Genomic DNA, 22,996 nt, shown 5'->3' with positions numbered 1-22,996 from the left:
TATAGCGGGCGCTAGGGAATCTGATACGGTCCTTTCTGTAGCGACCACTATCGATTTCGGAGGGGGGCGCGTCATGGGCGTGCTCAAGGGAAAGACGGCACTGGTCACGGGCGGCAGCCGGGGCATCGGGCGGGCCGTGGCCGAGCGGCTGGCGCGGGACGGGGCGCTGGTCGCCGTCCACTACGGGCACAACGAGGCGGCGGCGAAGGAGACGGTGGCGGCGATCGGGGCCGCCGGAGGGCGGGCCTTCGCCATCGGGGCCGAACTCGGGGTCCCCGGCGACGCACAGGCCCTGTGGGCCGCGTACGAGGCCCACCCCGCACACGCCGAGGGCGTGGACATCCTGGTCAACAATGCGGGCGGGGTGACCTTCGCGGGGATCGAGGGGACGGACGAGGAGGCGTACGACCGCGCTCACGCCCTCAACGCCAAGGCGCCGTTCTTCGTGATCAAGCACGGGCTGACGCGGCTGCGGGACGGGGGCCGGATCGTGAACGTGACCGGCACCCCCGAGATCGCCCTGCCGGCGATCCTGGCGACGGTCATGGCGAAGGGCGCGGCGAACGCGATGACCCGCTCGCTCGCCGCCGAGCTGGCTCCGCGCGGGATCACCGTGAACTCGGTGGGCCCGGGAATCATCGAGACGGACCTGAACGCGGGCCTGCTCGCGGACCCGGCGACCCGGGCCCACCTGGCCGCCCGCTCCGTCTTCCACCGGGTGGGCACGGCGGAGGAGGTCGCGGACGTGGTGGCCTTCCTGGCCTCGACCGACTCCCGCTGGGTCACGGGCCAGCACCTCGACGCGACGGGCGGGCTGCAGCTCTCGCTGATCTAGGGGTGTCCTCCGGGAGCGCGACCCGCCTCTCCGGGGTTCCGTCGGGCCCGTCGCACCGCGGTCCGCCGGGCGGTCGTCCGGCGGGCCGGGCGCCCGGATCCGGACCACCATGGATATCGACGAGACCCCCGCCGACCGCGCCGGCCTCTGCTAGATTGGTCTATACCACACCACCACTCCAGATCGGCAGGCCCCGCGTGGAAGTTGTCATCGTCCCGGACGCCAAGGCAGGCGGCGAGCTCATCGCGGAGGCCATGGCCGCCCTGGTGCGCCGCAAGCCCGACGCCCTGCTCGGCGTGGCGACCGGCTCTACCCCGCTGCCCATCTACGAAGCCCTCGCCGCCAAGGTCAAGGCCGGTCAGGTCGACGCCTCCGAGGCCCGCATCTGCCAGCTCGACGAGTACGTCGGCCTGCCGGCCGGGCACCCGGAGTCCTACCGCGCCGTCGTGCTGCGCGAGGTCGTCGCGCCCCTCGGCCTGTCCGAGGCCTCCTTCATGGGCCCCGACGGCTCGGCGCAGGACCTCGTCGGCGCGTGCGAGGCATACGACCGGGCCCTCGCCGAGGCCGGCGGCGTCGACCTCCAGCTGCTCGGCATCGGCACGGACGGCCACATCGGCTTCAACGAGCCGTGCTCCTCCCTCGCCTCCCGCACCCGCATCAAGACGCTGACGGAGCAGACCCGCGTGGACAACGCGCGCTTCTTCGACGACGACCTGGCCCAGGTGCCGCACCACGTCATCACCCAGGGCATCGGCACCATCCTCGACGCCCGCCACCTGGTGCTCCTGGCCACCGGCGAGGGCAAGGCCGAGGCGGTCGCGCAGACCGTCGAGGGCCCGCTGTCCGCGCTGGTCCCGGCGTCCGCGCTGCAGCTGCACCGGCACGCGACCGTCGTCGTGGACGAGGCCGCCGCGTCGAAGCTGAAGCTGGCGGACTACTTCCGGCACACGTACGCCAACAAGCCCGCCTGGCAGGGTCTGTAAGCAGCGGGGCCACGGCCCCGGGGCCGCCAGGGCCGGGCCCCTCCGCCATGGGGGCCCGGCCCTGCCGTGCCGACGCCGCCGTCGGCCACCCCGCCCGCCCGCGGCGGCACGTCCGCCCGGCACGTCGGCTCGCCCGCCCGCGGTGGCACGGGGCCCTGCCCGGCCCCGCCGCGCCACGCGCCGGCGAGCCCCGCCCCGGCAGCTACAGGGCCCTCGTCCAGGGCGAGGCCTTCGCGCTGCGCTACCCCTCCACCGGGTACACCCGGTTCGACCTGGACACCCCCAAGGCCATGCCGCTCGGCTCCGACGTCGGCCAGACGGAGATCGTGTACGCGCACCTCGGCGGGGTCAGGGACAGCCACGAGCTGCTCTTCCAATCGTCCATGGGGCCGAGCGAGGACACCTCGCCGGAGCGCTGCCGGATGGCGGCGGGCGCCAACGCCCTGTCCCCCAAGCTGGACGCCGCCCAGGTGAGGAGGCAGATCGTGCCGGGTCTGGTCCTGTGCGGCATCACCAAGCAGAACAAGCTCGCGATGACGGAGGTCACGAGCGTGAGCGACGACGAGGGCCGGCCCGGCTTCCGGACCAGGCCGACCTTCTGGGAGATGCCCTGACACAGCGGTGCCCCCGGCCCTGAGGGCGGATTCTTGGGGTCCTCGCAACACCTGACGGTCTACGTGCTCGTCAGTAGATCACGCAGGCGCTCGGCTGGGGTTTTCCAGCCGAGCGTTTTGCGGGGCCGGCCGTTGAGTTGCTGGGCGACGTGTTCGAGGTCTTCGGGGCTGTGCACGGACAGGTCGGTGCTCTTGGGGAAGTACTGCCGTAGCAGGCCGTTGGTGTTCTCGTTCGATCCGCGCTGCCAGGGTGAGTGCGGGTCGCAGAAGTAGACCGGCACGCCTGTGGCCACGGTGAACTGCTTGTGCGCGGCCATCTCGCAGCCCTGGTCCCAGGTCAGCGAGCCGCGCAGGTGCCCGGGCAGGGTCTGGATCAAGGGCACCAGCACGTCGCGGACCTCCTCGGCCGTATGCCCGCCGGGCAGATGCCCCAGCATGACGTAGCGGGTGGAGCGCTCGACCAGGGTGACGATCGCGCTCTCGCTGCGGGGGCCGACGATCAGATCGCCCTCCCAGTGACCGGGCACTGCCCGGTCCTCGACCTCGGCAGGACGCTCGGAGATCATCACCATCTCGTCGACGAACCGGCGCGTGCGCTGGTCCGGGCTGCGGTGCGGCTTGCGGCGAGTGCGCCCGGTGCGCAGCGCGGCCGCGACTTCGCGGCGCAGTCCGCCACGGGCCTGGACGTAGACCGCCTGGTAGATCGTTTCCGGGCTCACGCGCATGCTCTCGTCGTCGGGGAACTCGATGACCAGAGCGTGGCAGATCTGCTCGGGTGACCACTGTTCCTGCAGCTTTTCCGCGACGAACCGGCGGAGCGGGCCGTCCTGGGCGAGCTTGGAGTCCTTGGGGCGCGACCGGCTCCTCGCCCATGCCCGCTGGGCCCGGTGCGGCCGGTAGACGCCATCGACCGACCGGGCGTCGATCTCGCGCTTGATCGTGGACGCCGGTCGGCCCAGTGCCCGTCCGATCGCGCGCAGCGACCGGCCTTCACGGTGCAGATCAGCGATCAGCTCTCGCTCGGTCACCGTGAGAAACCTGGGGTGCAGTTCGGCCTCGACCGTTGCGAGGGACGACCTTGAAGAGGTGGCGGCGATGGTGGTCACACCGGTCTTGTAGTCGATGCGGCGCCCGTCAGGATGCAGGCGCGAGTGGCCGATCTGCCGGATACCGCGGTCCCAGTCCTCAGCGGTGCGCTCATGGACGCCGGCCTGCGCGGCGGCATCACGGCGCCGGACTCCCGCAGCACGCAGCCGCTCGTACTCCGCCCGACCGGGGTGGCCGGGCCTGCGAGGCTTGCCGCGACCACGGACTCCGGCCCGGCGTGCCCACCCGAACGCCGTGTTGCGGTTCACTCCGACTGCACGAGCCGCAGCAGTGATGCTGCCGTTCTCCCTGTCCAGCGCCTCGAAGAACCTCGCCTTCAGCACCTCGAAATCCACGATCCCCGCAACTCCCTGAACTCCAGGGTGTTGCGTGGATCATTAGAACCCGCCGAGGGCCGGGGGCACCGTGGTGCGCGCTCGGACCGGGTCACACCCCTGCGATGACCTCGGCGGCGGCACGGCCGCAGACGCGCGAGGCGCCGTGCGTGGCGATGTGCAGGGCTCCGCGCGGAGCGGCCTGCGGCAGGCCCATCTCGACCACGACCGTGTCCGGGCGGGCCGCGACCAGTGCGTCCAGGGCCTCGGTCATCCACGGGTGGCGGTGCGCGTCGCGGACCACCGCGACGACGGTACGGTCCCCCGCCGCCGCCAGGATGTCCGCGGCCGCGGCGCCTTCCGGGTAGCGGCCCGAGGCGGTTCCGGGTACCAGTGCGGCCAGTTCGCCCGCCACGCCCCAAGGGGTCTCGTCGCCCACCGCGATGTTCGCCACCGGGGTCAGGGTCGCGACGTACGGGTTGCGGACCGGGCTCGCCGAGCCGGTGACGGCCAGGGCGCGGCGGGCCGCCGTCAGGCCGATACCGGACGCGCGGCTCCCCTCCGGCCGCGCGTCCGGCCGGGCCATGGGGGTCCCCCCGGACGGAGTCTGGGGGAGGGTCCATGCGGCGAGCGCGCGGACCCGGGCGGCGGCGTCGGCGAGGCGCTCTTCGGGGAGCGCGCCCTCGCGGACGGCCGCGACCAGCGCGTCGCGCAGCCGCAGGACGGTGGCTTCGTCGGCGAGTCCGCCGCCGACGCAGATGGCGTCGGCGCCCGCCGCGATGGCGAGGACCGAGCCGCGCTCGATCCCGTACGTCCCGGCGATGGCGTTCATCTCCATGCCGTCGGTGACGATGAGGCCCTCGTAGCCGAGCTCCTTGCGCAGCAGGCCGGTCAGGACCTGCGGGCTGAGCGTGGCCGGGCGGGTCGGGTCGAGGGCGGGCACCAGGATGTGCGCGCTCATCACGGCCTTGGTACCGGCCTCGATGGCCGCCTTGAAGGGGACGAGCTCGCGGGCCTGGAGGGTGTCCAGGTCCACGTCGATGCGCGGCAGGGCGTGGTGCGAGTCGACGTTGGTGTCGCCGTGGCCCGGGAAGTGCTTGGTGCACGCGGCGACGCCGGCGGCCTGGAGGCCCTCGACGTAGGCGGCGGTGTGCCGGGCGGCGAGCTCGGTGTCGGCGCCGAAGGACCGTACGCCGATGACGGGGTTGTCCGGGTTGGAGTTGACGTCCGCGGACGGGGCCCAGTTGAGGTTGACCCCGCACTCGGCGAGGCGGCGGCCCAGCTCGCGGGCGACGTCCCGGGTGAGGCCGGTGTCGTCGACGGCGCCGAGGGCCAGGTTGCCGGGGAAGGACGAGCCGCCGCGGACCTCGAGGCGGGTGACGTCGCCGCCCTCCTCGTCGATGGCGACCAGGACGTCGTCCCGCTCGGTGCGCAGCTGCGCGGTCAGCGCGGCGAGCTGTTCGGGCGAGGCGATGTTGCGGCCGAACAGGCCGACCGCGGTGAGGCCTTCGCCGACCCGGCGGAGCAGCCAGGCCGGGGCCGTGGTGCCCTCGAAGCCGGGCTGGAGGACCGCGAGGGCGTCCCTCGTGACCGTGTCGGTGCGGTGCGCAAGGACAGTCATGGCGGCCGTTATCCCTTCACGGCGCCGGCGGTCATGCCGCCGACGGCCTTGCGCTGGAGGAAGATGAAGATGAGCAGGACCGGGACCGCGAAGAGCGAGGACGCGGCCATGGTGGCGCCCCAGTCGTTGCCGAAGGCCGACATGAACTCGGTCAGCCACAGCGGCAGGGTCTGCGCGCTCTTGTCCTTGTTCAGGATCAGGACCATGGCGAACTCGTTCCAGGCCGTGATGAAGCCGAAGAGCGAGGTGGACATCAGGCCGGGGGCCAGCAGCGGGAAGATCACCTTGCGGAAGGCCTGGCCGCGGGTGCAGCCGTCGATCTGGGCCGCCTCCTCCAGGGTCACCGGGACGGCGGCGATGAAGCCGCGCAGGGTCCAGATGGTGAAGGGGAGGATCATCACGAAGTAGATCGCGGTGAGCAGCGGGAGGCTGTTCAGCATCTCGCCGTCGCGGGCGATCATGTACATCGCGATGACCATGACCTCCCAGGGGGCCATCTGGGCCATCATCACGGTGAGGACGAGGCCCTTGCGGCCCTTGAACCTCATCCGGGCGATGGCGAAGCTCGCGGCGAGGGCGACGAGCAGGGCCAGCGCGACGGCGCCGACGGTGACCAGGACGCTGTTGGTGACGTACGTCCAGAAGTTGGAGACCCCGGTGGCCTTGGTGAAGTTGTCGAGCGTCGGGGTGAAGACGAAGACCGGGTCCTTCGTGAGCATCTGGCTCGACGGCTTGAGGGCCGAGGAGAACATCCAGTACACGGGGAAGACGAAGACCAGGGCGAGGAGGAGCGCGCCGAGGTTCTTGGCGACGGCTGCGGGGCGGACCGGCCGGCGCTTGCGGAGCTGCTGCGCGGGCTTCGGCGCGGTGGTGGTGGTGCTGCTCACTGCTCCTCCTCCTGCTTCAGGATCAGGCGGAAGTAGAAGGACATGACGACGACGAGGATCAGGATCGTCAGGACGGAGATCGCGGCGGCGAGGCCGTAGTGGGCCTGGCTCTGGCCCTCGACGTAGGCGAAGACCGGGAGGATCTCGGAGGCGCGGTCGGGGCCGCCCTTGTTCATCGCGTAGACCTGGGTGAAGGCCTTGAACACCCAGATCACCTCGAGGAACGTGGTGATGAGGAAGAACGGCTTGAGGTTCGGGAAGACGATCTTCCAGAAGGTCTGCCAGCCGCTGGCGCCGTCCATCCGGGCGGCCTCGTACAGCTCGGCGCCGACCGTGGTCAGTCCGGCGTACATGTTGAGGGCGACGAAGGGGATGGAGCCCCAGACCACCAGGACGGTGACGATCGTCAGGGTCGAGAGGCCCGTCTGCATCCAGTTGTGCTGCTCGTATCCGGCGAAGCCGGCGGTGCGCATCACCCAGTTCATGACGCCGAACTGCTCGTCGAACAGCCACTTGAAGACCTGTACGGAGGCGACGATCGGCATGGCCCAGGCCATCACCAGCGCCATCGACAGGACCAGCCGCATCTTCTTGCCGAGCCGGTTCAGCAGGATGCCGATGAGGCTGCCGAGCACCATGATCAGTACGACGTTGGCCGCGGTGAAGGCGAAGCTGCGGACGACCACGGTCCAGAAGTCCGCGTCACCGATCAGCTCGGTGTAGTTGGAGAACCCCGCGAAGGGGTACTTCCGCTGGATGAACTCGATCTTGTTGATGTCCTGGAAGGACAGGATCACGTTCTTGATCAGCGGGTACAGCAGCAGTGTCGCGAGGGCGAGCACCGCCGGCGCGACCAGCAGGTAGGGCAGCCACCCCGAGGGGAGCGACTTTCTGCCCCCGCGAGGAGACGTGGGACCGGGAGCGGTCGGGGACGCGGACTTCTGGGGCCGTCCGGCGGACTTCTGTGGTGCGTCCTGTGGAGCGGCGGTCATCGCTCCCTGGGAGTGCACGGTCATGGCGTGGCTTCCTCGCGGTTGACTGTGGAGTCAAATGCGCGACCGGGGGCACGGCAGGCGGCGTGGCGCCTGCCGTGCCCCCGGTGCGATCACACTGCTGGGTGGTGCGGGAACTGCGGGGTGGGACTACTTGTTGATGCGGCTCGCGATTTCCTTGTCCGCGTCCGCGCCCGCCTTGGCGGCGTCCTCACCGTTCAGGACCTTGGTCATGAACTCCTTGATGGGGTTCGGCTCGGTCTCGACGTTCGCCCAGCCCGCGGTGACCGGAGTGATCTTGCCGTTGACGCCGGCCTTGCCCATGGCCTCGGCGAAGGAACCGGCGGCCGGGGTGAAGTTCGCGCCGGCCTGGTTCGGCAGCAGGGCGCCCTTGGTCTCGGCGGCGTACTTGGTCATCTGGTCCTTGCCTGCGGCGAGGGCCAGCCACTCCTTGGCGAGCTCCTTGTTCTTGGAGCGCTCGGCGACCGCGAGGTTCGAGCCGCCGAGGAAGACGGTGCTGGTCTTGTCAGCGGTCTTGCCCGGGATCGGGAAGTAGCCGAAGTCGGCCTCCTTGCCCGCGTCCTTCAGGGCCTTCTCGGCACCGCCGGCCTCCCAGCCGAGACCGATCCAGGAGGCGACGCCGCCCTTGGGGACGATGTCGGTGGACTGCTGCGGGTTGGCCTCGTCCTTGTCCTTGGGGGCGGTGGAGAAGGACTGGAGCTTCTTGTAGAACTCCACGGCGGAAGCGGCCTGCGGGGTGCCCAGTCCGCCCTTCCACTTGGCGCCGTCCTTGACGGCGAGGTCGCCGCCCTCGTCCCAGACGAAGCCAGCGAGGACGTACCAGCTCTGGCCGGGCAGGTAGATCGGCTGCGAGGCCGGGTCGGCCGCCTTCAGCTTCTCCAGACCGGCGATCCACTCGTCGCGGGTCTTCGGCGGGGTGACGCCGGCCTTCTCGTAGGCCTTCTTGTCGTAGATGACGACGCGGTTGGCGGCGTACCACGGAGCGGAGTAGAGCTTGCCGTCGATCTCGGCCGAGGCGAGCATGCTCTTCTGCCAGGCGTCGGCGCCGAGCTTGGCCTTGTCCTTCGTCAGGTCGGCGAGCCCGCCGGTGACCGCGTAGCCGGCGGTCTGCGTGTTGCCGAGCTCGAGGACGTCCGGCGGGTTGTTCTCGGAGAGGGCCGTGGTGACCTTCTCCTGGATGCCGGTCCACTTCTGCTCTTCGACCTTGACCGTGACACCGGGGTGCTTGGCCGAGAACTCCTTGTTGACCTCGTCGATCCAGGCCTTGGGAGCGGAGCCGTCCATCACCCAGACGGTGATCTCCTTGGCGCCACCCGCGTCGGTCTTCGCCTTGTCGTCGCCGCCGTTGCCGCACGCCGCGACTCCGACCATCATGCCCGCGACACTGACCGCCGCGATGAGCTTGCGCTTCACGCCACCCTCCTCAGGGATGCCTGCCTGCACTTCCCTCGCCCGCCGCGGTGACATACGCGAAGTACTGCCGTGGGGCCGGGATCTGATCCATATTGGTTTAGACCAGTAGCTGGAGCTTGGCCTAGACCTTTAGGGGTGTCAAGGGTCTAATGAGCGGGTGCCCGGTCCGTTATCGGACCGACACCTGGGGAGAGAGAAGGCCTGTCCCCCCACTCGTGTCACGATGTGACCGCACATATCGGAGGAGCCGGTGACGGCAGCGAAACTGGAGTCGGGAAGGCGGGCGGCGATGGCCACCGAAGGGGCGACCACGGAGCCGGACGGCGGGGCAGCAACCCGCACGGCACGTGTTCCCAAGTACTACCGACTCAAGCGGCACTTGCTCGACATGACCGAGACGCTGCCACCCGGCACCCCGGTGCCGCCGGAACGCACGCTCGCGGCCGAATTCGACACCTCGCGGACCACCGTCCGGCAGGCCCTCCAGGAACTGGTCGTAGAAGGGCGACTGGAGCGGATCCAGGGCAAAGGCACCTTCGTCGCCAAGCCCAAGGTCTCCCAGGCGCTCCAACTCACCTCGTACACCGAGGACATGCGGGCCCAGGGACTGGAACCGACCTCCCAGCTCCTCGACATCGGCTACGTGACCGCCGACGACACCCTCGCCGGACTGCTCAAGATCACCACCGGCGGACGGGTGCTGCGCATCGAGCGGCTGCGCCTGGCCAGCGGAGAGCCGATGGCCATCGAGACGACGCACCTGTCGGCCAAGCGCTTCCCGGCCCTGCGCCGTTCGCTCGCCAAGTACACCTCCCTCTACACGGCCCTCGCCGAGGTCTACGACGTCCACCTGGCCGAGGCCGAGGAGACGATCGAGACCTCACTGGCCACCCCGCGCGAGGCCGGACTGCTCGGCACCGACGTCGGCCTGCCGATGCTGATGCTGTCGCGGCACTCCCTGGACGCCGACGGGGAACCGGTGGAGTGGGTGCGGTCGGTGTACCGCGGCGACCGGTACAAGTTCGTCGCCCGGCTCAAGCGCCCCGCCGTCTGACGGCCGGCGCCGCCGTCCGGCGCCGGTCCGACAGCCCTCCGGCGGCCGTCCCCCTATACCGGCAAGCGGAATACCGGAATACGGACGGGGTCTTACGTTCACCGGGCAATCCCCCGTAGATTCCCTGCGCTTACGCAGATGATCGACGAGGGGACGAGGGTCATGCCTGAACCGGAAGCAACAGGGACAGAACGGAACACGGCGAGTCCGGACACCACACCGGGCTCGCCTTCTCCGAAGTCCATCGCCGTGTGGGTGCTCGTCGGACTCGTCGGCGCCATCGGCTGGGGCGTGCTGGCGCTCTCGCGCGGCGAGGAGATCTCGGCCGCCTGGCTGCTCGCCGCCGCGCTGGGCTCGTACGCCATCGGCTACCGCTTCTACGCGCGCTTCATCGCACACCGCGTGCTCAAGGTGGACAAGACGCGGGCCACCCCCGCCGAACGCCTTGACAACGGTGTCGACTTCCATCCCACCGACCGCCGGGTCCTCTTCGGCCACCACTTCGCCGCCGTCGCCGGCGCCGGCCCGCTCGTCGGACCGGTGCTCGCCGCGCAGATGGGCTACCTGCCGGGCACCATCTGGATCGTCGCGGGCGTCATCTTCGCCGGCGCCGTGCAGGACATGATCACGCTGTTCTTCTCCACCCGGCGCGACGGCCGCTCGCTCGGCCAGATGGCCCGGGACGAGATCGGCCCCGTGGGCGGAGCCGCCGCCCTGGTCGCCGTGTTCGCCATCATGATCATCCTGCTGGCGGTGCTCGCGCTGGTCATCGTCAACGCCCTGGCGCACTCCCCCTGGGGCGTCTTCTCCATCGGCATGACGATCCCGATCGCCCTCTTCATGGGCTTCTACCTGCGCGTGCTGCGGCCGGGCCGGGTCACCGAGGTCTCCTCCATCGGTGTCGCCCTGCTCCTGGTGGCCATCGTCGCGGGCGGCTGGGTCGCCGAGTCCTCCTTCGCGGACACCTTCACGCTGGAGAAGGAGACGCTGGTCATCTGGATGGTCGCCTACGGCTTCATCACGTCGGTGCTGCCGGTGTGGATGCTGCTCGCGCCCCGCGACTACCTCTCCACCTTCATGAAGATCGGCACCATCGCACTGCTGGCGCTGGGCGTGGTCATCGCGATGCCGATGCTGAAGATGCCCTCGGTCACGGACTTCGCCTCGCGCGGCGACGGCCCGGTCTTCGCCGGCTCGATGTTCCCCTTCGTCTTCATCACCATCGCCTGCGGCGCCCTGTCCGGCTTCCACTCGCTGGTCGCCTCGGGCACCACCCCGAAGATGATCCAGAAGGAGACCCAGGTCCGGGTCATCGGCTACGGCGCGATGCTGACCGAGTCCTTCGTCGCCGTCATGGCGATCATCGCGGCCTGCATCATCGAGCCCGGCCTCTTCTTCGCGGTGAACTCCCCCGGCGGGGTCATCGGCACCACGGTCGAGTCCGCCTCGCAGGCGGTGACCGACTTCGGCTTCGCCATCTCCCCCGAGGCGCTGGCCCAGGCCGCGAAGGACGTGGAGGAGGCCAGCCTGCTGTCCCGTACGGGCGGCGCGCCGACCTTCGCACTCGGAATGTCGGAGATCTTCTCGTCGGTGATCGGCGGGGCCGGCATGAAGGCCTTCTGGTACCACTTCGCCATCATGTTCGAGGCGCTGTTCATCCTCACCACCCTCGACGCGGGCACCCGCGTCGGCCGGTTCATGCTCCAGGACACCCTCGGCAACCTGCACAAGTCCTTCAAGGACGTCAGCTGGAAGCCCGGCGTCTGGCTGGCGAGCGCGATCGTCGTCGGCGCCTGGGGCTATTTCCTGTGGGTGGGCATCAAGGACCCGCTGGGCGGCATCAACCAGCTGTTCCCGCTCTTCGGCATCGCGAACCAGCTGCTCGCCGCGGTCGCCCTGGCCGTCTGCACCACCCTGCTGGTCAAGTCCGGCCGCCTCAAGTGGGCCTGGGTGACGGGCGTCCCGCTGGCGTGGGACGTGGCCGTGACGCTCACCGCCAGCTACCAGAAGATCTTCTCCGACAATCCGAAGATCGGCTTCTTCGCGCAGCGCAGCACCTACCAGGAGGGCATCGACGCCGGGAAGGTGCTCAAGCCCGCGAAGAACATGGACGAGATGCACACCGTGGTCACCAACGCCACGGTGGACGGGGTGCTGTCGGCCCTCTTCGCCCTGCTGATCATCATCGTGCTGCTGGACGCGGCCCGCACCTGCCTGAAGGCCGTCCGCAAGCCGGAGTCGGTGAGCCTCACCGAGGTCCCGTGGACCGAGTCGAAGATCGTCGCCCCGGCCGGGCTGATCCCGACCGCCGAGGAGCGGGCGGAGCTCGCCGCGGCGGGCCTCGACTCGGGCGGCGGGCGGGTCAAGGAGACACTGTCCTCATGAGCGGCCCCACGAGCGGCTTCAGCCGCCTCACGGGCGGCCCCCGCGGCCTCCCGCGGCTGCGCGGCGCGCTGGCCCGGGCCCGGTACTACGTACGGGAGTTCTCCGGGGAGGCGGCGTACGACCGGTACGTCGCCCACGCCCGCTCCCACGACCCGGACGCGGCGGTCCCGACCCGCCGGGACTTCGAACGCGCGCGCACGGACGCGCGCGAGGCGGACCCCCGCAAGGGCTTCCGCTGCTGCTGAGTCACACCGGAGGGCCCCGCCGAAACCCGGCGGGGCCCTTCGCGCGCCTCCGGCACACTCGACCGCATGGACATCACGATCAGGCCTGTGCAGCCTGCCGAGTACGCGGAACTGGGCGAGATCACCGCCCAGGCCTACCTCGCCGACGGGCACCTGGACTTCAACGAGGACGACGGCTACCTGAACGTGCTGCGCGACGTGGCCGGCCGGGCCGCCCTGGCCGAGGTGCTCGTCGCCGAGCGGGACGGGCTGATCCTGGGCGGCGTGACCTTCGCCGCACCCGGGAGCCCGCTCGCCGACATCGCCGGCCCGGACGAGGCCGAGTTCCGGATGCTCGCCGTGGCCCGCGAGGGGCGCGGCCGGGGCGCCGGCGAGGCTCTGGTGCGGGCGTGCATCGAGCGGGCGCGGGCGATCGAGGGCGTGTCCGGCATGGTGCTCTCCACCCAGCACAGCATGACCGGCGCCCACCGGATCTACGCGCGACTGGGCTTCGTACGCGTTCCCGAGCGGGACTGGGCGCCGATCCCGGGCCTGACACTCCTCGCGTATCGGCTCAACCTGTAGCCACGCCGACACTACATGTGGGGGTTGCCGCAGACGGCCGCCCCCACATGTATGCTCAAGGCTGCTGTCGCCGCAGGGGAATTCGGTGTGAATCCGGAACTGTCCCGCAACGGTATGAAGTGTCCGCCTACCGGACACCAAGTCCGATGACCTGCCGACAGCGCGCCCGGCTCGACCGAACCGGGTGCCGACACGTCCGGGCCTCGCGGTTGGGCCGGTGGACGCCATGCGGTGTGTACGCGTTGCTGCCACGCCCGCATGCGCCCGCTCGCGCCCCGCTCCGCCGATGACCGGGCCGAGCGAGGGAGAGCTCCCGCCGTGACCATCGCGCCTTCCGCACCGCGCGCCGAGTCCGTTTCTGGCGACAACACCGAGGGCCCGGGGGCCACGCTGCTGCGTACCCTCACCGAACTTACGGCGGACCTCCCCGACACCGACCCCGGGCGCGTCGCCGCCGCCGCGCTCCGCGGCCGCAGCTCCGCCGCCGACGAGGCCGAACTGCGCGGTCTCGCCACCGAGGCCGCCGCCGGTCTGATCTCCGAGGACCCCGCGTACTCGAAGCTCGCCGCCCGGCTGCTGACGCTGGCCGTGCGCGACGAGGCCGCGAGCCAGGGCTCCACCTCCTTCTCGGCCTCGGTCGAGGTCGGCCACCGCGAGGGCCTCATCGCCGACCGCACCGCCGAGTTCGTGCGCACGCACGCGAACCGGCTGGACGCGCTGGTCGAGCACACCCTCGCCGAGGGCGCCGACGACCGCTTCGGCTTCTTCGGCCTGCGCACCCTGCACAGCCGCTACCTGCTGCGGCACCCGATCACCCGTCAGGTCATCGAGACCCCGCAGTACTTCATGCTGCGCGTGGCCTGTGGCCTCGCCGCGGACGAGAGCGTCCAGGCCGTCGAGGAAGTGGCCTCGCTGTACCGGCTGATGAGCCGCCTCGACTACCTGCCCTCCTCCCCCACCCTCTTCAACTCCGGCACCCGGCACCCGCAGATGTCCTCCTGCTACCTGCTGGACTCCCCGCTGGACGAGCTCGACTCGATCTACGACCGCTACCACCAGGTGGCGCGCCTGTCGAAGCACGCGGGCGGCATCGGCCTGTCCTACTCCCGCATCCGCGCCCGCGGTTCCCTGATCCGCGGCACCAACGGCCACTCCAACGGCATCGTGCCGTTCCTGAAGACCCTCGACGCCTCCGTCGCCGCCGTGAACCAGGGCGGCCGCCGCAAGGGCGCCGCCGCCGTCTACCTGGAGACCTGGCACGCGGACATCGAGGAGTTCCTGGAGCTCCGCGACAACACCGGCGAGGACCAGCGCCGTACGCACAACCTGAACCTCGCCCACTGGGTCCCGGACGAGTTCATGCGCCGCGTGAACTCGGACGCAGAGTGGTCGCTGTTCTCCCCGGCCGACGTGCCCGAGCTGGTCGACCTGTGGGGCGACGAGTTCGACGCCGCCTACCGCAAGGCCGAGGCGGAGGGCCTGGCCCGCAAGACCATGCCCGCCCGCGACCTGTACGGCCGGATGATGCGCACCCTCGCGCAGACCGGCCAGGGCTGGATGACCTTCAAGGACGCCTCCAACCGCACGGCGAACCAGACCGCCGAGCCGGGCACGGTCGTGCACTCCTCGAACCTGTGCACCGAGATCATCGAGGTCACCAACGACGGCGAGACGGCCGTCTGCAACCTCGGCTCGGTCAACCTCGGCGCCTTCGTCGTCGACGGGGAGATCGACTGGGAGCGGATGGACGAAACCGTCCGCACCGCCGTGACCTTCCTCGACCGCGTGGTGGACATCAACTTCTACCCGACCGAGCAGGCCGGCCGTTCCAACGCCCGCTGGCGCCCGGTGGGCCTGGGCGCGATGGGCCTCCAGGACGTCTTCTTCAAGCTGAAGCTCCCCTTCGACTCCCCCGAGGCGAAGGCCCTCTCCACCAAGCTCTCCGAGCGCATCATGCTCGCGGCGTACGAGGCCTCGTGCGACCTGGCCGAGCGCAGCGGCCCGCTGCCGGCCTGGGAGCAGACCCGCACCGCTCGCGGCGTCCTGCACCCGGACCACTACGACGTGGAGCTGAACTGGCCGGAGCGCTGGGACGCGCTGCGCGCCCGCGTCGCCGAGAGCGGCATGCGCAACTCCCTGCTCCTCGCCATCGCCCCGACGGCCACCATCGCGTCGATCGCCGGCGTGTACGAGTGCATCGAGCCGCAGGTCTCCAACCTCTTCAAGCGCGAGACGCTCAGCGGTGAGTTCCTCCAGGTGAACGGCTACCTGGTGGAGGAGCTGAAGGCGCTCGGCGTGTGGGACGCCCAGACCCGCGAGGCGCTGCGCGACTCCTCCGGCTCGGTCCAGGGCTTCGGCTGGATCCCGGCGGAGGTCCGCGAGCTGTACCGCACGGCGTGGGAGATCCCGCAGCGCGGCCTGATCGACATGGCGGCGGCCCGTACGCCGTTCCTGGACCAGTCGCAGTCGCTGAACCTGTTCCTGGAGACGCCCACCATCGGCAAGCTCAGCTCGATGTACGCGTACGCCTGGAAGCAGGGTCTGAAGACCACGTACTACCTGCGCTCGCGCCCCGCGACGAAGATCGCCCGCGCCGCGTCCGCGTCCGCCGTCCCGGCCGCCGCCACCCCGCTCCCGCAGGCCGTCGACGCCGACGCTCTGGCCTGCTCCCTTGAGAACCCCGAGTCCTGCGAGGCCTGCCAGTAATGAGCTCCACCGACAAGAAGAACCTCCTGGACCCGGGCTTCGAGCTCACGCTCCGCCCGATGCGCTACCCGGACTTCTACGAGCGCTACCGGGACGCGATCAAGAACACGTGGACCGTGGAGGAGGTCGACCTCCACTCGGACGTCGCGGACCTCGCGAAGCTGACGCCGGCCGAGCAGCACATGATCGGCCGCCTGGTCGCGTTCTTCGCGACGGGTGACTCGATCGTCTCGAACAACCTGGTGCTGACGCTCTACAAGCACATCAACTCCCCGGAGGCGCGCCTGTACCTGTCGCGCCAGCTGTTCGAAGAGGCCGTGCACGTCCAGTTCTACCTGACGCTGCTCGACACCTACCTGCCCGATCCGGACGACCGGGCGGCCGCGTTCGACGCGGTCGAGGAGATCCCCTCGATCCGCGAGAAGGCCCAGTTCTGCTTCAAGTGGATCAACGAGGTCGAGAAGCTGGACCGGCTGGAGACGAAGGCCGACCGCCGCCGCTTCCTGCTGAACCTAATCTGCTTCGCCGCGTGCATCGAGGGCCTGTTCTTCTACGGCGCCTTCGCGTACGTGTACTGGTTCCGCTCGCGCGGCCTGCTGCACGGCCTGGCCACCGGCACCAACTGGGTGTTCCGTGACGAGACCATGCACATGAACTTCGCCTTCGAGGTCGTGGACACGGTCCGCAAGGAGGAGCCGGAGCTCTTCGACGACGCCCTCCAGCAGCAGGTCACCGACATGCTCAAGGAGGCCGTGGAGGCGGAGCTGCAGTTCGGCCGCGACCTGTGCGGCGACGGTCTGCCGGGCATGAACACCGAGTCGATGCGCGAGTACCTGGAGTGCGTCGCGGACCAGCGTCTGGTCCGCCTCGGCTTCGCACCGGTGTACGGCTCGCAGAACCCGTTCTCCTTCATGGAGCTGCAGGGCGTCCAGGAGCTGACCAACTTCTTCGAGCGCCGTCCGTCGGCCTACCAGGTCGCGGTCGAGGGCACGGTCGACCTGGACGAGGACTTCTAGGGTCCCCGGTCGGGACGCGGTAACGCCGCGAAGCCGGGATGCGGTACACCACCGCGTCCCGGCTTCTCGCGTTTGCGGCGCCCGATGGTCCGGCTGCCCGTGTGCACGGTCGCCCCGGCTCAGTGGGCGACGGGGCCCCAGTGCATCCCGGCATGCCGGGTGCGGGGCCGGCGGACGGTGGGCGGCAGGCCGCCCGCCTTCTGGCGCGGCAGCCACACGAGCCGGGTCTCGACGGCCCGCAGTTGCCGGTCGATCCGACGGTCGCGCAGGAGCCCGTACAGGCTGGGGGCGAGCACCAGCGCGGCGACGGCAAGGACGGTGAGGTAGCTCAGGAACGTGTTCATAAGTCCACTGTCCTCCTGCGGGGAAAACTCGCACAGTGGCAGGACTGTCATGAAAGAGCGAATTACTGCCACACTGGAGGCATGCTGACCAACGTGGCCGTGGCCCTCCTCGACGAGATCGCCCCCTTCGAGTTCGGGATCTTCTGCGAAGTCTTCGGAATCGACCGCAGCGATCACGGACTGCCGGTGTACGACTTCGCCGTGTGCGCGGCGCAGGAAGGCCCCCTGGCCATGTCCGGCACCGGCTTCACGGTCTCCCCCGAACACGGGCTGGAGCGGCTGGAGAGCGCCGACCTGATCTGCGTGCCCGCCTTCCGCGACGCGGGCGACCGTACGTTCCCGCAACCGCTCCTGGAGGCGCTGCGCCGCGGGGTGGACCGGGGGGCGCGGGTGGTCAGCGTGTGCAGCGGCGCGTACGTGCTCGGGGCGGCGGGGCTGCTGGACGGCCGGCACTGCACCACGCACTGGATGCACGCCGCGACCCTGGCCCGGCGCTTCCCGCGGGCGCTGGTCGACCCGGACGTGCTCTACGTCGACGCGGGACCGGTCATCACGTCCGCCGGCACCGCCTCCGGCATCGACGCCTGCCTGCACCTCGTCCGCCAGGAGCACGGGGCCGAGGTGGCCAACACCATCGCGCGGCGGATGGTCGTACCGCCCCACCGGGACGGCGGGCAGGCCCAGTACATCGAGCGGCCGCTGCCGCGCACCTCCTGCGACACCGTGGGCGAGGTGATCGAGTGGATGGCCCGCCACCTGGAGGAGGAGATCACCGTCGAGCAGCTCGCGGAGCGCGCACACATGTCACCGCGCACCTTTGCCCGCCGCTTCCTCCAGGAGACCGGCACCACCCCGTACAAGTGGGTGCTGCGGCAGCGGGTCCTGCTGGCCCAGGAACTGCTGGAGTCGACCGACGAGACGGTGGACTCGATCGCCGGCCGCGCCGGCTTCGGCAACGCGGCCGCCCTGCGCCACCACTTCCTGCGGACCCTGGGCACCACGCCGAATTCCTTCCGGCGCGCCTTCCGGGGCCCGCAGGCCGCCTAGCCGGCCGAGGGGCTACGCGTTCGGGACGGTCTCGTAGCGTGGGGTGCCCTCTTCCATCTGCCGCAGGGCGTCCTTGCGGTCCCGCTTCGAGAGGCGGTCGATGTAGAGGTAGCCGTACAGGTGGTCGGTCTCGTGCTGGAGGCAGCGGGCGAAGTAGCCGGTGCCCCGCACCTTGATCGGGTTGCCCTGGGCGTCCTGGCCCTCGACCTCGGCGTAGTCCGGGCGGGCGAGAGAGGCGTACGCCGTCGGGACCGACAGGCAGCCCTCGTTCGAGTCGTCCAGCACCCGGGTGCCCGCGGGCAGCTCGACGAGCTTCGGGTTGACGACGACACCGGTGTGCCGCACACCGTCGTCGTCCGGGCAGTCGTAGACGAAGACCTTCGCGTCCACGCCGATCTGGTTCGCGGCGAGGCCCACGCCCTCGGCGGCCTTCTGGCTGGCGAACATGTCGTCGATCAGCTGCGCCAGCTCGTCGCCGAACTCGGTGACGTCCTTGCACTCGCTGTGCAGGACCGGGTTGCCGACGACGGTGATCGGGCGGGCGGTGCCGCGCTCACGGTGGGCGAGCTCGCGCTCCGCACAGTCCTCCGTGTCCACTACGTACCCGTCGTTCACGACCTCGACAACCTCGTTCTCCTGCTGCGACATGTCCGCCGTACGCCTTCCGTAAGTCCAAGTCACCGGTGGTCGCCAATGGCCACCGATGTGCCCGTACAGCCTACGGCCCGGCTCAGCAGACTTCTTCGAGATCCCGCCACTCACGGGTGCCCGGGCTGTCCGCGACCCAGCCGTCGAGCAGTCCGCGCACCAGTCCGGCCGGCGCCGCGATACCGCATTCACGCTCGGGCACCCACAGGGAGCCGGAGCCGGCCGTACGGTGCCCCAGCGGTCCGGGGTGGCCCGGCTCGCTGTGGTCGTGCGGATCCAGGTGCTCGCCGTCGCCCTCGTCGCTGGGCATCTCGCTCTCCGAGCAGGTCCGGCACAGCAGCCGCACCGACGAGGACCAGTCCTCGGCGGCGAAGCCCGCGTCCGAGGCCAGCTGCTCCAGCGCGTCGCGGTCCGCTTCGGTGGCCGCCTCCAGCAGCACCACCCAGGTCGGCACCGGCGACGGCGCCCACAGCTCGATCTCGTCGAAGACGGGGTACGAGGGACCGGCCGCGGTGACCCGCTCTCCGTGCGGGACCCCGTCGTGGAGCACGACCTCGCCCCAGCGCCGCCCCGAGGAGGGCAGCGGGATCGACAGGACCTCCAGCCGGGCCGGATCCAGCCGGCGGCCCCAGACCACCTCGGCCTCGCCCTCCGGCGAGAGCCGCACGGCGGCGCTGCCGAGCTCCATGCCGACCGGTTCGCCACTGCCCTTGCCGCCCGCACCGTGCGCGTCGCCGGGCACCTTCAGCCCGTACGCCTGCCAGGCGCGCCGGGCCAGCGGCCAGTCCTGCAGCGCGGTCGCGGCGATGCCGACGTTCCACCAGTCCGGGGCGCCGGTCTCGCGGTCCAGCAGGGCCACGGCGCGCAGTCCCGCGGACCGTGCCTGCTCCCAGTCGTGCCGGAACTTGTGCAGCAGGGCCAGATTGAACCAGGACTCGGACAGCCAGGGCTCCAGATCCGCGGCTCTGGTCAGGAGCGCGCCCGCGTCCTCGTACCGCCCGTCACCGATCAGCGTGAACGCGCGGTCGGTGGCCTGCCGCCACGAGGCGGAGGGCCGATGCCGTACCTTCCCGAAGATCCTCACGATTCCCGCCTGCCTGGGGGCACCCTCCCAGCGGTGGCTGGGGGACAACGGTGCAGCCTTGCGGACACTCTTACTGGCATCCAACCATGCCCACTCGGACGGCCGCTCATTACCCATGGGTTATCCCGGTCGGACAGGAACAACTCTGTCACGTCCACCCCTGGCCAGAACCCTCGCCAGACACTCCACGACCTCCGGCTGGTAATCGTGCCCGGTGCCCAGGCGGAGCTGCTCCAGGGCGGCCAGTGAGCCGCCCGGGTGACGGCTCCCGCCGCCCAGGTCGTCGTACGCGTTCACCGTACGCACGATGCGGGCCAGCACGGGCTGCTGCCGGTACGGGTCCGCCTGCCGCTCCACCACCACGGCGACCTCGGCCGGCACCCCGGTCTGCCGGGCCACCTCCCCGCCCAGCCCGGCGATCCGGCGGGCCTCGGCGGCGGGCAGCCCGGCGGTGGCCCCGTCCGGGACCGGGTCGACGAGCGAGAGCTGGCCGATGTCGTGCATCAGGGCGGCGTACTCCAGCACCGTGAGCTCCCGCTCCGACAGACCCAGCTCCCGGCCGACGGCGCAGCTCAGGGCGGCGACCCGGCGGGCGTGGCCGGGCCGGGTGTAGCCGGCGATCTCGGTGGCGCGGGCCAGGGAGGTGATGGTCTGGCGGTAGGTGGTGCGGACCGCGGTGATCCGGTGGAAGGACAGCTGGGTCAGCAGCAGGGGCACGCTGAAGACGGGTACGGCCCACAGGCCCGCGACGGCCGCACCGAGCGCCATCACGACCCCGGTGGCGCAGATCGCCGCGCCGACGCCGAGCTGGGCGCGCAGCTCGGCGCGCAGCAGGGGGCCGTACGGCCAGTCGGTGCGGGCCCCGGCCAGCGCGGCCGCGAGGACGGCGTCGCACAGGGCGGTGAGGCCGAGGAGGCAGAGCAGGAAGACGACGAGGTACGGGCCCTGGCCCACCCGTTCCTCCAGTCGGCCGGAGTTGTAGAGCGGCTGGAAACAGACGGCGGCGAAGCCGACGGTCAGCACCCGGCGGGACAGGTGGTCGAGGGCCGGGCCGCGGCCCCGGGCGATGTGCGGGACGATCCCGGCGAGGGCCGCCGCGACGACGACCGCGACGATCTGGAGCGCCCCGTGGCAGGTGGGCTGGCCCGCGTTCTGGCCGAGCAGGGCGTAGGCGAGTGCCCCGGCGGAGCCGAGCGGCGCGGGCAGCCGGTCGACGGAGCCGTCCCGCCGGTCCCGGCGGGCGAGCTCGCCGACGGCGATCAGCGCGCCGAACGCCAGGGCGGCACCGGGCTCGACGACACCGTTCCACAGGGTGTGCCCGAGGGCGACGACGGTGAGCACGGCCGCGGCTCCCCGCACCGTCCACACGGCCGCGCCCCTCATCCGCCCGCCCCGGCGCCGTCCGCGTCGCGACGGGGCCGTCCGGCGGCGGGCGGAGCCTTGCTCCCGGGGTTATCGCCCCCGGCGCGGGCCGCGTCCTGCGCGGGCAGGGCGCGCAGCGCGGTCCGCGCGGCCGATCGGGCCGTGCGGGCACCCTCGGCAAGGGGGCCGCCGTTCCCCTCGGCCGGGCCGGGAGCCGCCCGGACCCTGTCGGCAGGCGGAGCCGGCACGGCCGGGCCCTGGCCCTGGCCCGGCGGTACCGACGGCCCCGGCCCCGGCGTGCCGGCACCCGCGACCCCGGCGGGAGCGTTTGCGCTGATCACCTGGAGGTCCTCGTCCGAGGTGACCACCGGGTGCCATCCGTGCCGGCGAATGGCGCCCGCCAGGGCCCGCACCATCGCCGGGTCGAAGTGGGCCCCCGCACACCGGTCCAGCTCGGCCAGGGCCACCGGCACCGGCCGGGCCCGGCTGTAGGAGCGGGTCGAGGTCATCGCGTCGAAGGCGTCGGCCACCGCCACCACCCGGGCCAGTACCGGGATCTGCTCGCCGGTCAGCCCGTACGGGTAGCCGGAGCCGTCGACCCGCTCGTGGTGGTGCAGGATCGCGGACCGGGCCTCGCCGAGGAAGCCGATGCCGCGCACCATCTCGTGCCCGTACTCGGGGTGCAGCTCGATGATCCGGCGTTCCTCCGGGGTGAGCGGCCCGTCCTTGCGCAGCAGCCGGGTGGGGACGCCCAGTTTGCCGACGTCGTGGAGGATCCCGGCGGTCCGCACGACCTCCATCCGGTCGTCTGCCATGCCCAGCTCGCGGGCGATCAGCGCGGAGGCCTGGCCGACCCGTTCGCTGTGGCCGCGGGTGTAGCGGTCCTTGATGTCGACGGCCTGGACGAGGGCGCGGATGGTGGCCCGGTGGGCGGCCCGCTCGCGGTGGTACTGGGCGAAGACCCAGCAGGAGACGTACATCGGCAGCAGGACGAGCAGTGCTGCCGGAAGCCCGTACGGGCTGCGCCACATGACGGCCATCATCAGTCCGGCGAGGCCGTGGACGCAGTGCGGGACGAGGGAGAGGGTGAGCAGTCCGCGCCAGGCGGTGGCGGCGGGCCGGCGTTCGGCGGTGGCCAGGATCCCGCCGTCGAGGGCGGTGAGCACCAGGCAGAAGACGACGGCCGCTGCCGACGCGGGGAGCACCACGTAGGGGAAGTCCGCCACCCACCCGGGGGGACCGGACCCCACGGAAGGCCCTCCGCCGAGGGCGGCCGGACCGCGCAGCAGCCCGTACGCCTGGCCGGCGGCCCAGGCGGCCATGGCCTGCTGCGCGCCGTGCCACACCCGGCGCACCCGGGCGGGCCGCTCGGCCACGGTCCCCGCGAATCCGCCGGGCAGCGCCACGAGCGCGGCGGCGGCGGGCGGCAGGAGGAAGACGGCGGCGAGCACCACGGGGAAGAAGGAGCCGATGCCCTCGGGCACCCGGCTGCCCGGCAGCGGGCAGGTCTTCACGAGTTCGCAGCCGAGGTAGAGCAGGGCGAGCAGGACGACGGCCGCCCAGGGCGTACCGGAATCCGTGAGGGCGGGGGCGACGCACGCCGCGGCCGCGAGGACCGCGCACAGGATGTATCCGCGCGCCACCGGCGGAAGTACCCGCATGGCGCTCTCCTCCCCTGGGCGGTTCAAGCCGGGTACCGAATCACACCGGTACCGAATGGGGAGAATAAGTGGGGCCCCGAGCGAGGTGGGCCA

Annotated in this window: 19 protein-coding genes, 1 pseudogene and 1 riboswitch; of the genes and pseudogenes, 10 read left to right on the top strand and 10 right to left on the bottom strand. The window is 71.2% G+C overall.

The genetic code is table 11. The features are described 5' to 3' along the window. The first annotated feature begins 73 nt into the window (after positions 1-73). The 3 genes from OG332_RS29185 to OG332_RS29175 all read left to right on the top strand — a co-directional run bounded on the left by OG332_RS29185 (position 74) and on the right by OG332_RS29175 (position 2,432). Entirely contained in the window at positions 74-835 is a 762-nt protein-coding gene (locus OG332_RS29185; protein ID WP_327416246.1) for an SDR family oxidoreductase, read from the top strand. A gap of 197 nt (positions 836-1,032) precedes the next feature. Continuing rightward, positions 1,033-1,818: a glucosamine-6-phosphate deaminase gene (gene nagB / locus OG332_RS29180; RefSeq protein WP_327416245.1), complete on the top strand. Its 786-nt coding sequence runs from the start codon at positions 1,033-1,035 to the stop codon at positions 1,816-1,818. A 47-nt stretch (positions 1,819-1,865) separates the two neighbouring features. Next, a complete protein-coding gene (locus OG332_RS29175) occupies positions 1,866-2,432 on the top strand; it encodes a hypothetical protein (RefSeq protein ID WP_327416244.1) in 567 nt (188 codons plus the stop codon). A gap of 59 nt (positions 2,433-2,491) precedes the next feature. Here OG332_RS29175 and OG332_RS29170 read toward each other — a convergent pair whose 3' ends face one another. The 5 genes from OG332_RS29170 to OG332_RS29150 form a co-directional block, all read right to left on the bottom strand. After that, positions 2,492-3,685: an IS30 family transposase gene (locus tag OG332_RS29170; RefSeq protein ID WP_327419355.1), complete on the bottom strand. Its 1,194-nt coding sequence runs from the start codon at positions 3,683-3,685 to the stop codon at positions 2,492-2,494. Between the two features lie 280 nt (positions 3,686-3,965). After that, positions 3,966-5,474, bottom strand: a complete 1,509-nt coding sequence (locus OG332_RS29165) for a glycoside hydrolase family 3 protein (RefSeq protein WP_327416243.1) — start codon at positions 5,472-5,474, stop codon at positions 3,966-3,968. Positions 5,475-5,482: 8 nt separating this feature from the next. Then, positions 5,483-6,361: a carbohydrate ABC transporter permease gene (locus tag OG332_RS29160; RefSeq protein ID WP_266934342.1), complete on the bottom strand. Its 879-nt coding sequence runs from the start codon at positions 6,359-6,361 to the stop codon at positions 5,483-5,485. Then, positions 6,358-7,377, bottom strand: a complete 1,020-nt coding sequence (locus OG332_RS29155; protein ID WP_327416242.1) for a carbohydrate ABC transporter permease — start codon at positions 7,375-7,377, stop codon at positions 6,358-6,360. The genes OG332_RS29160 and OG332_RS29155 overlap by 4 nt, the downstream gene beginning before the upstream one ends. 126 nt (positions 7,378-7,503) lie before the next feature. Beyond that, positions 7,504-8,787 (bottom strand): extracellular solute-binding protein, encoded by a 1,284-nt coding sequence (locus OG332_RS29150; RefSeq protein ID WP_327416241.1) that lies wholly within the window; start codon positions 8,785-8,787, stop codon positions 7,504-7,506. A gap of 289 nt (positions 8,788-9,076) precedes the next feature. Here OG332_RS29150 and OG332_RS29145 point away from each other — a divergent pair, with 289 nt between their 5' ends. The 6 genes from OG332_RS29145 to OG332_RS29120 all read left to right on the top strand — a co-directional run bounded on the left by OG332_RS29145 (position 9,077) and on the right by OG332_RS29120 (position 16,757). Then, the gene (locus OG332_RS29145; RefSeq protein WP_030709888.1) at positions 9,077-9,841 is read left to right on the top strand and encodes a GntR family transcriptional regulator; all 765 of its coding nucleotides are present in this window, start codon (positions 9,077-9,079) and stop codon (positions 9,839-9,841) included. A 138-nt stretch (positions 9,842-9,979) separates the two neighbouring features. Beyond that, positions 9,980-12,226: a carbon starvation CstA family protein gene (locus OG332_RS29140; protein ID WP_442816227.1), complete on the top strand. Its 2,247-nt coding sequence runs from the start codon at positions 9,980-9,982 to the stop codon at positions 12,224-12,226. Continuing rightward, on the top strand, positions 12,223-12,471 hold the full coding sequence (locus tag OG332_RS29135) for a YbdD/YjiX family protein (RefSeq protein ID WP_327416239.1): 249 nt from the start codon (positions 12,223-12,225) through the stop codon (positions 12,469-12,471). The genes OG332_RS29140 and OG332_RS29135 overlap by 4 nt, the downstream gene beginning before the upstream one ends. A 66-nt stretch (positions 12,472-12,537) precedes the next feature. Then, positions 12,538-13,035, top strand: coding sequence for a GNAT family N-acetyltransferase (locus OG332_RS29130; RefSeq protein ID WP_327416238.1), 498 nt, complete (start codon positions 12,538-12,540; stop codon positions 13,033-13,035). A 41-nt stretch (positions 13,036-13,076) separates the two neighbouring features. Continuing rightward, positions 13,077-13,208: riboswitch (cobalamin riboswitch) on the top strand. Between the two features lie 145 nt (positions 13,209-13,353). Beyond that, positions 13,354-15,741 carry a ribonucleoside-diphosphate reductase subunit alpha gene (locus OG332_RS29125; protein ID WP_327416237.1) on the top strand — a complete coding sequence of 796 codons (2,388 nt, stop codon included), beginning with the start codon at positions 13,354-13,356 and terminating at the stop codon, positions 15,739-15,741. Beyond that, the gene (locus tag OG332_RS29120) at positions 15,741-16,757 is read left to right on the top strand and encodes a ribonucleotide-diphosphate reductase subunit beta (protein WP_327416236.1); all 1,017 of its coding nucleotides are present in this window, start codon (positions 15,741-15,743) and stop codon (positions 16,755-16,757) included. Before OG332_RS29125 ends, OG332_RS29120 begins: the two co-directional genes overlap by 1 nt. A 119-nt stretch (positions 16,758-16,876) precedes the next feature. Here the strand turns inward: OG332_RS29120 and OG332_RS29115 are convergent, their stop codons facing one another. Further along, entirely contained in the window at positions 16,877-17,101 is a 225-nt protein-coding gene (locus OG332_RS29115; protein ID WP_327416235.1) for a hypothetical protein, read from the bottom strand. A gap of 81 nt (positions 17,102-17,182) precedes the next feature. Here OG332_RS29115 and OG332_RS29110 point away from each other — a divergent pair, with 81 nt between their 5' ends. Continuing rightward, a complete protein-coding gene (locus OG332_RS29110) occupies positions 17,183-18,148 on the top strand; it encodes a helix-turn-helix domain-containing protein (RefSeq protein ID WP_327416234.1) in 966 nt (321 codons plus the stop codon). A 12-nt stretch (positions 18,149-18,160) separates the two neighbouring features. On the opposite strand, the gene def is transcribed toward OG332_RS29110, so the two are convergent. The 4 genes and pseudogenes from def to OG332_RS29090 form a co-directional block, all read right to left on the bottom strand. After that, the gene (gene def, locus OG332_RS29105; RefSeq protein ID WP_319722992.1) at positions 18,161-18,796 is read right to left on the bottom strand and encodes a peptide deformylase; all 636 of its coding nucleotides are present in this window, start codon (positions 18,794-18,796) and stop codon (positions 18,161-18,163) included. Between the two features lie 82 nt (positions 18,797-18,878). Beyond that, positions 18,879-19,880 (bottom strand): tetratricopeptide repeat protein, encoded by a 1,002-nt coding sequence (locus OG332_RS29100; protein ID WP_327416233.1) that lies wholly within the window; start codon positions 19,878-19,880, stop codon positions 18,879-18,881. 120 nt (positions 19,881-20,000) lie between these two features. Continuing rightward, the gene (locus OG332_RS29095; protein ID WP_327416232.1) at positions 20,001-21,263 is read right to left on the bottom strand and encodes an HD-GYP domain-containing protein; all 1,263 of its coding nucleotides are present in this window, start codon (positions 21,261-21,263) and stop codon (positions 20,001-20,003) included. 230 nt (positions 21,264-21,493) lie between these two features. Beyond that, positions 21,494-22,903 (bottom strand): annotated as a pseudogene (locus tag OG332_RS29090) (HD-GYP domain-containing protein); the annotation flags it as partial. Positions 22,904-22,996: the final 93 nt, after the last annotated feature.

This window comes from Streptomyces sp. NBC_01233, from assembly GCF_035989305.1.
Classification (GTDB): Bacteria; Actinomycetota; Actinomycetes; order Streptomycetales; family Streptomycetaceae; genus Streptomyces.
The sequence above is the reverse complement of the archived record's forward strand: the minus strand, read 5'-3'. Positions and strand labels throughout refer to the sequence as shown.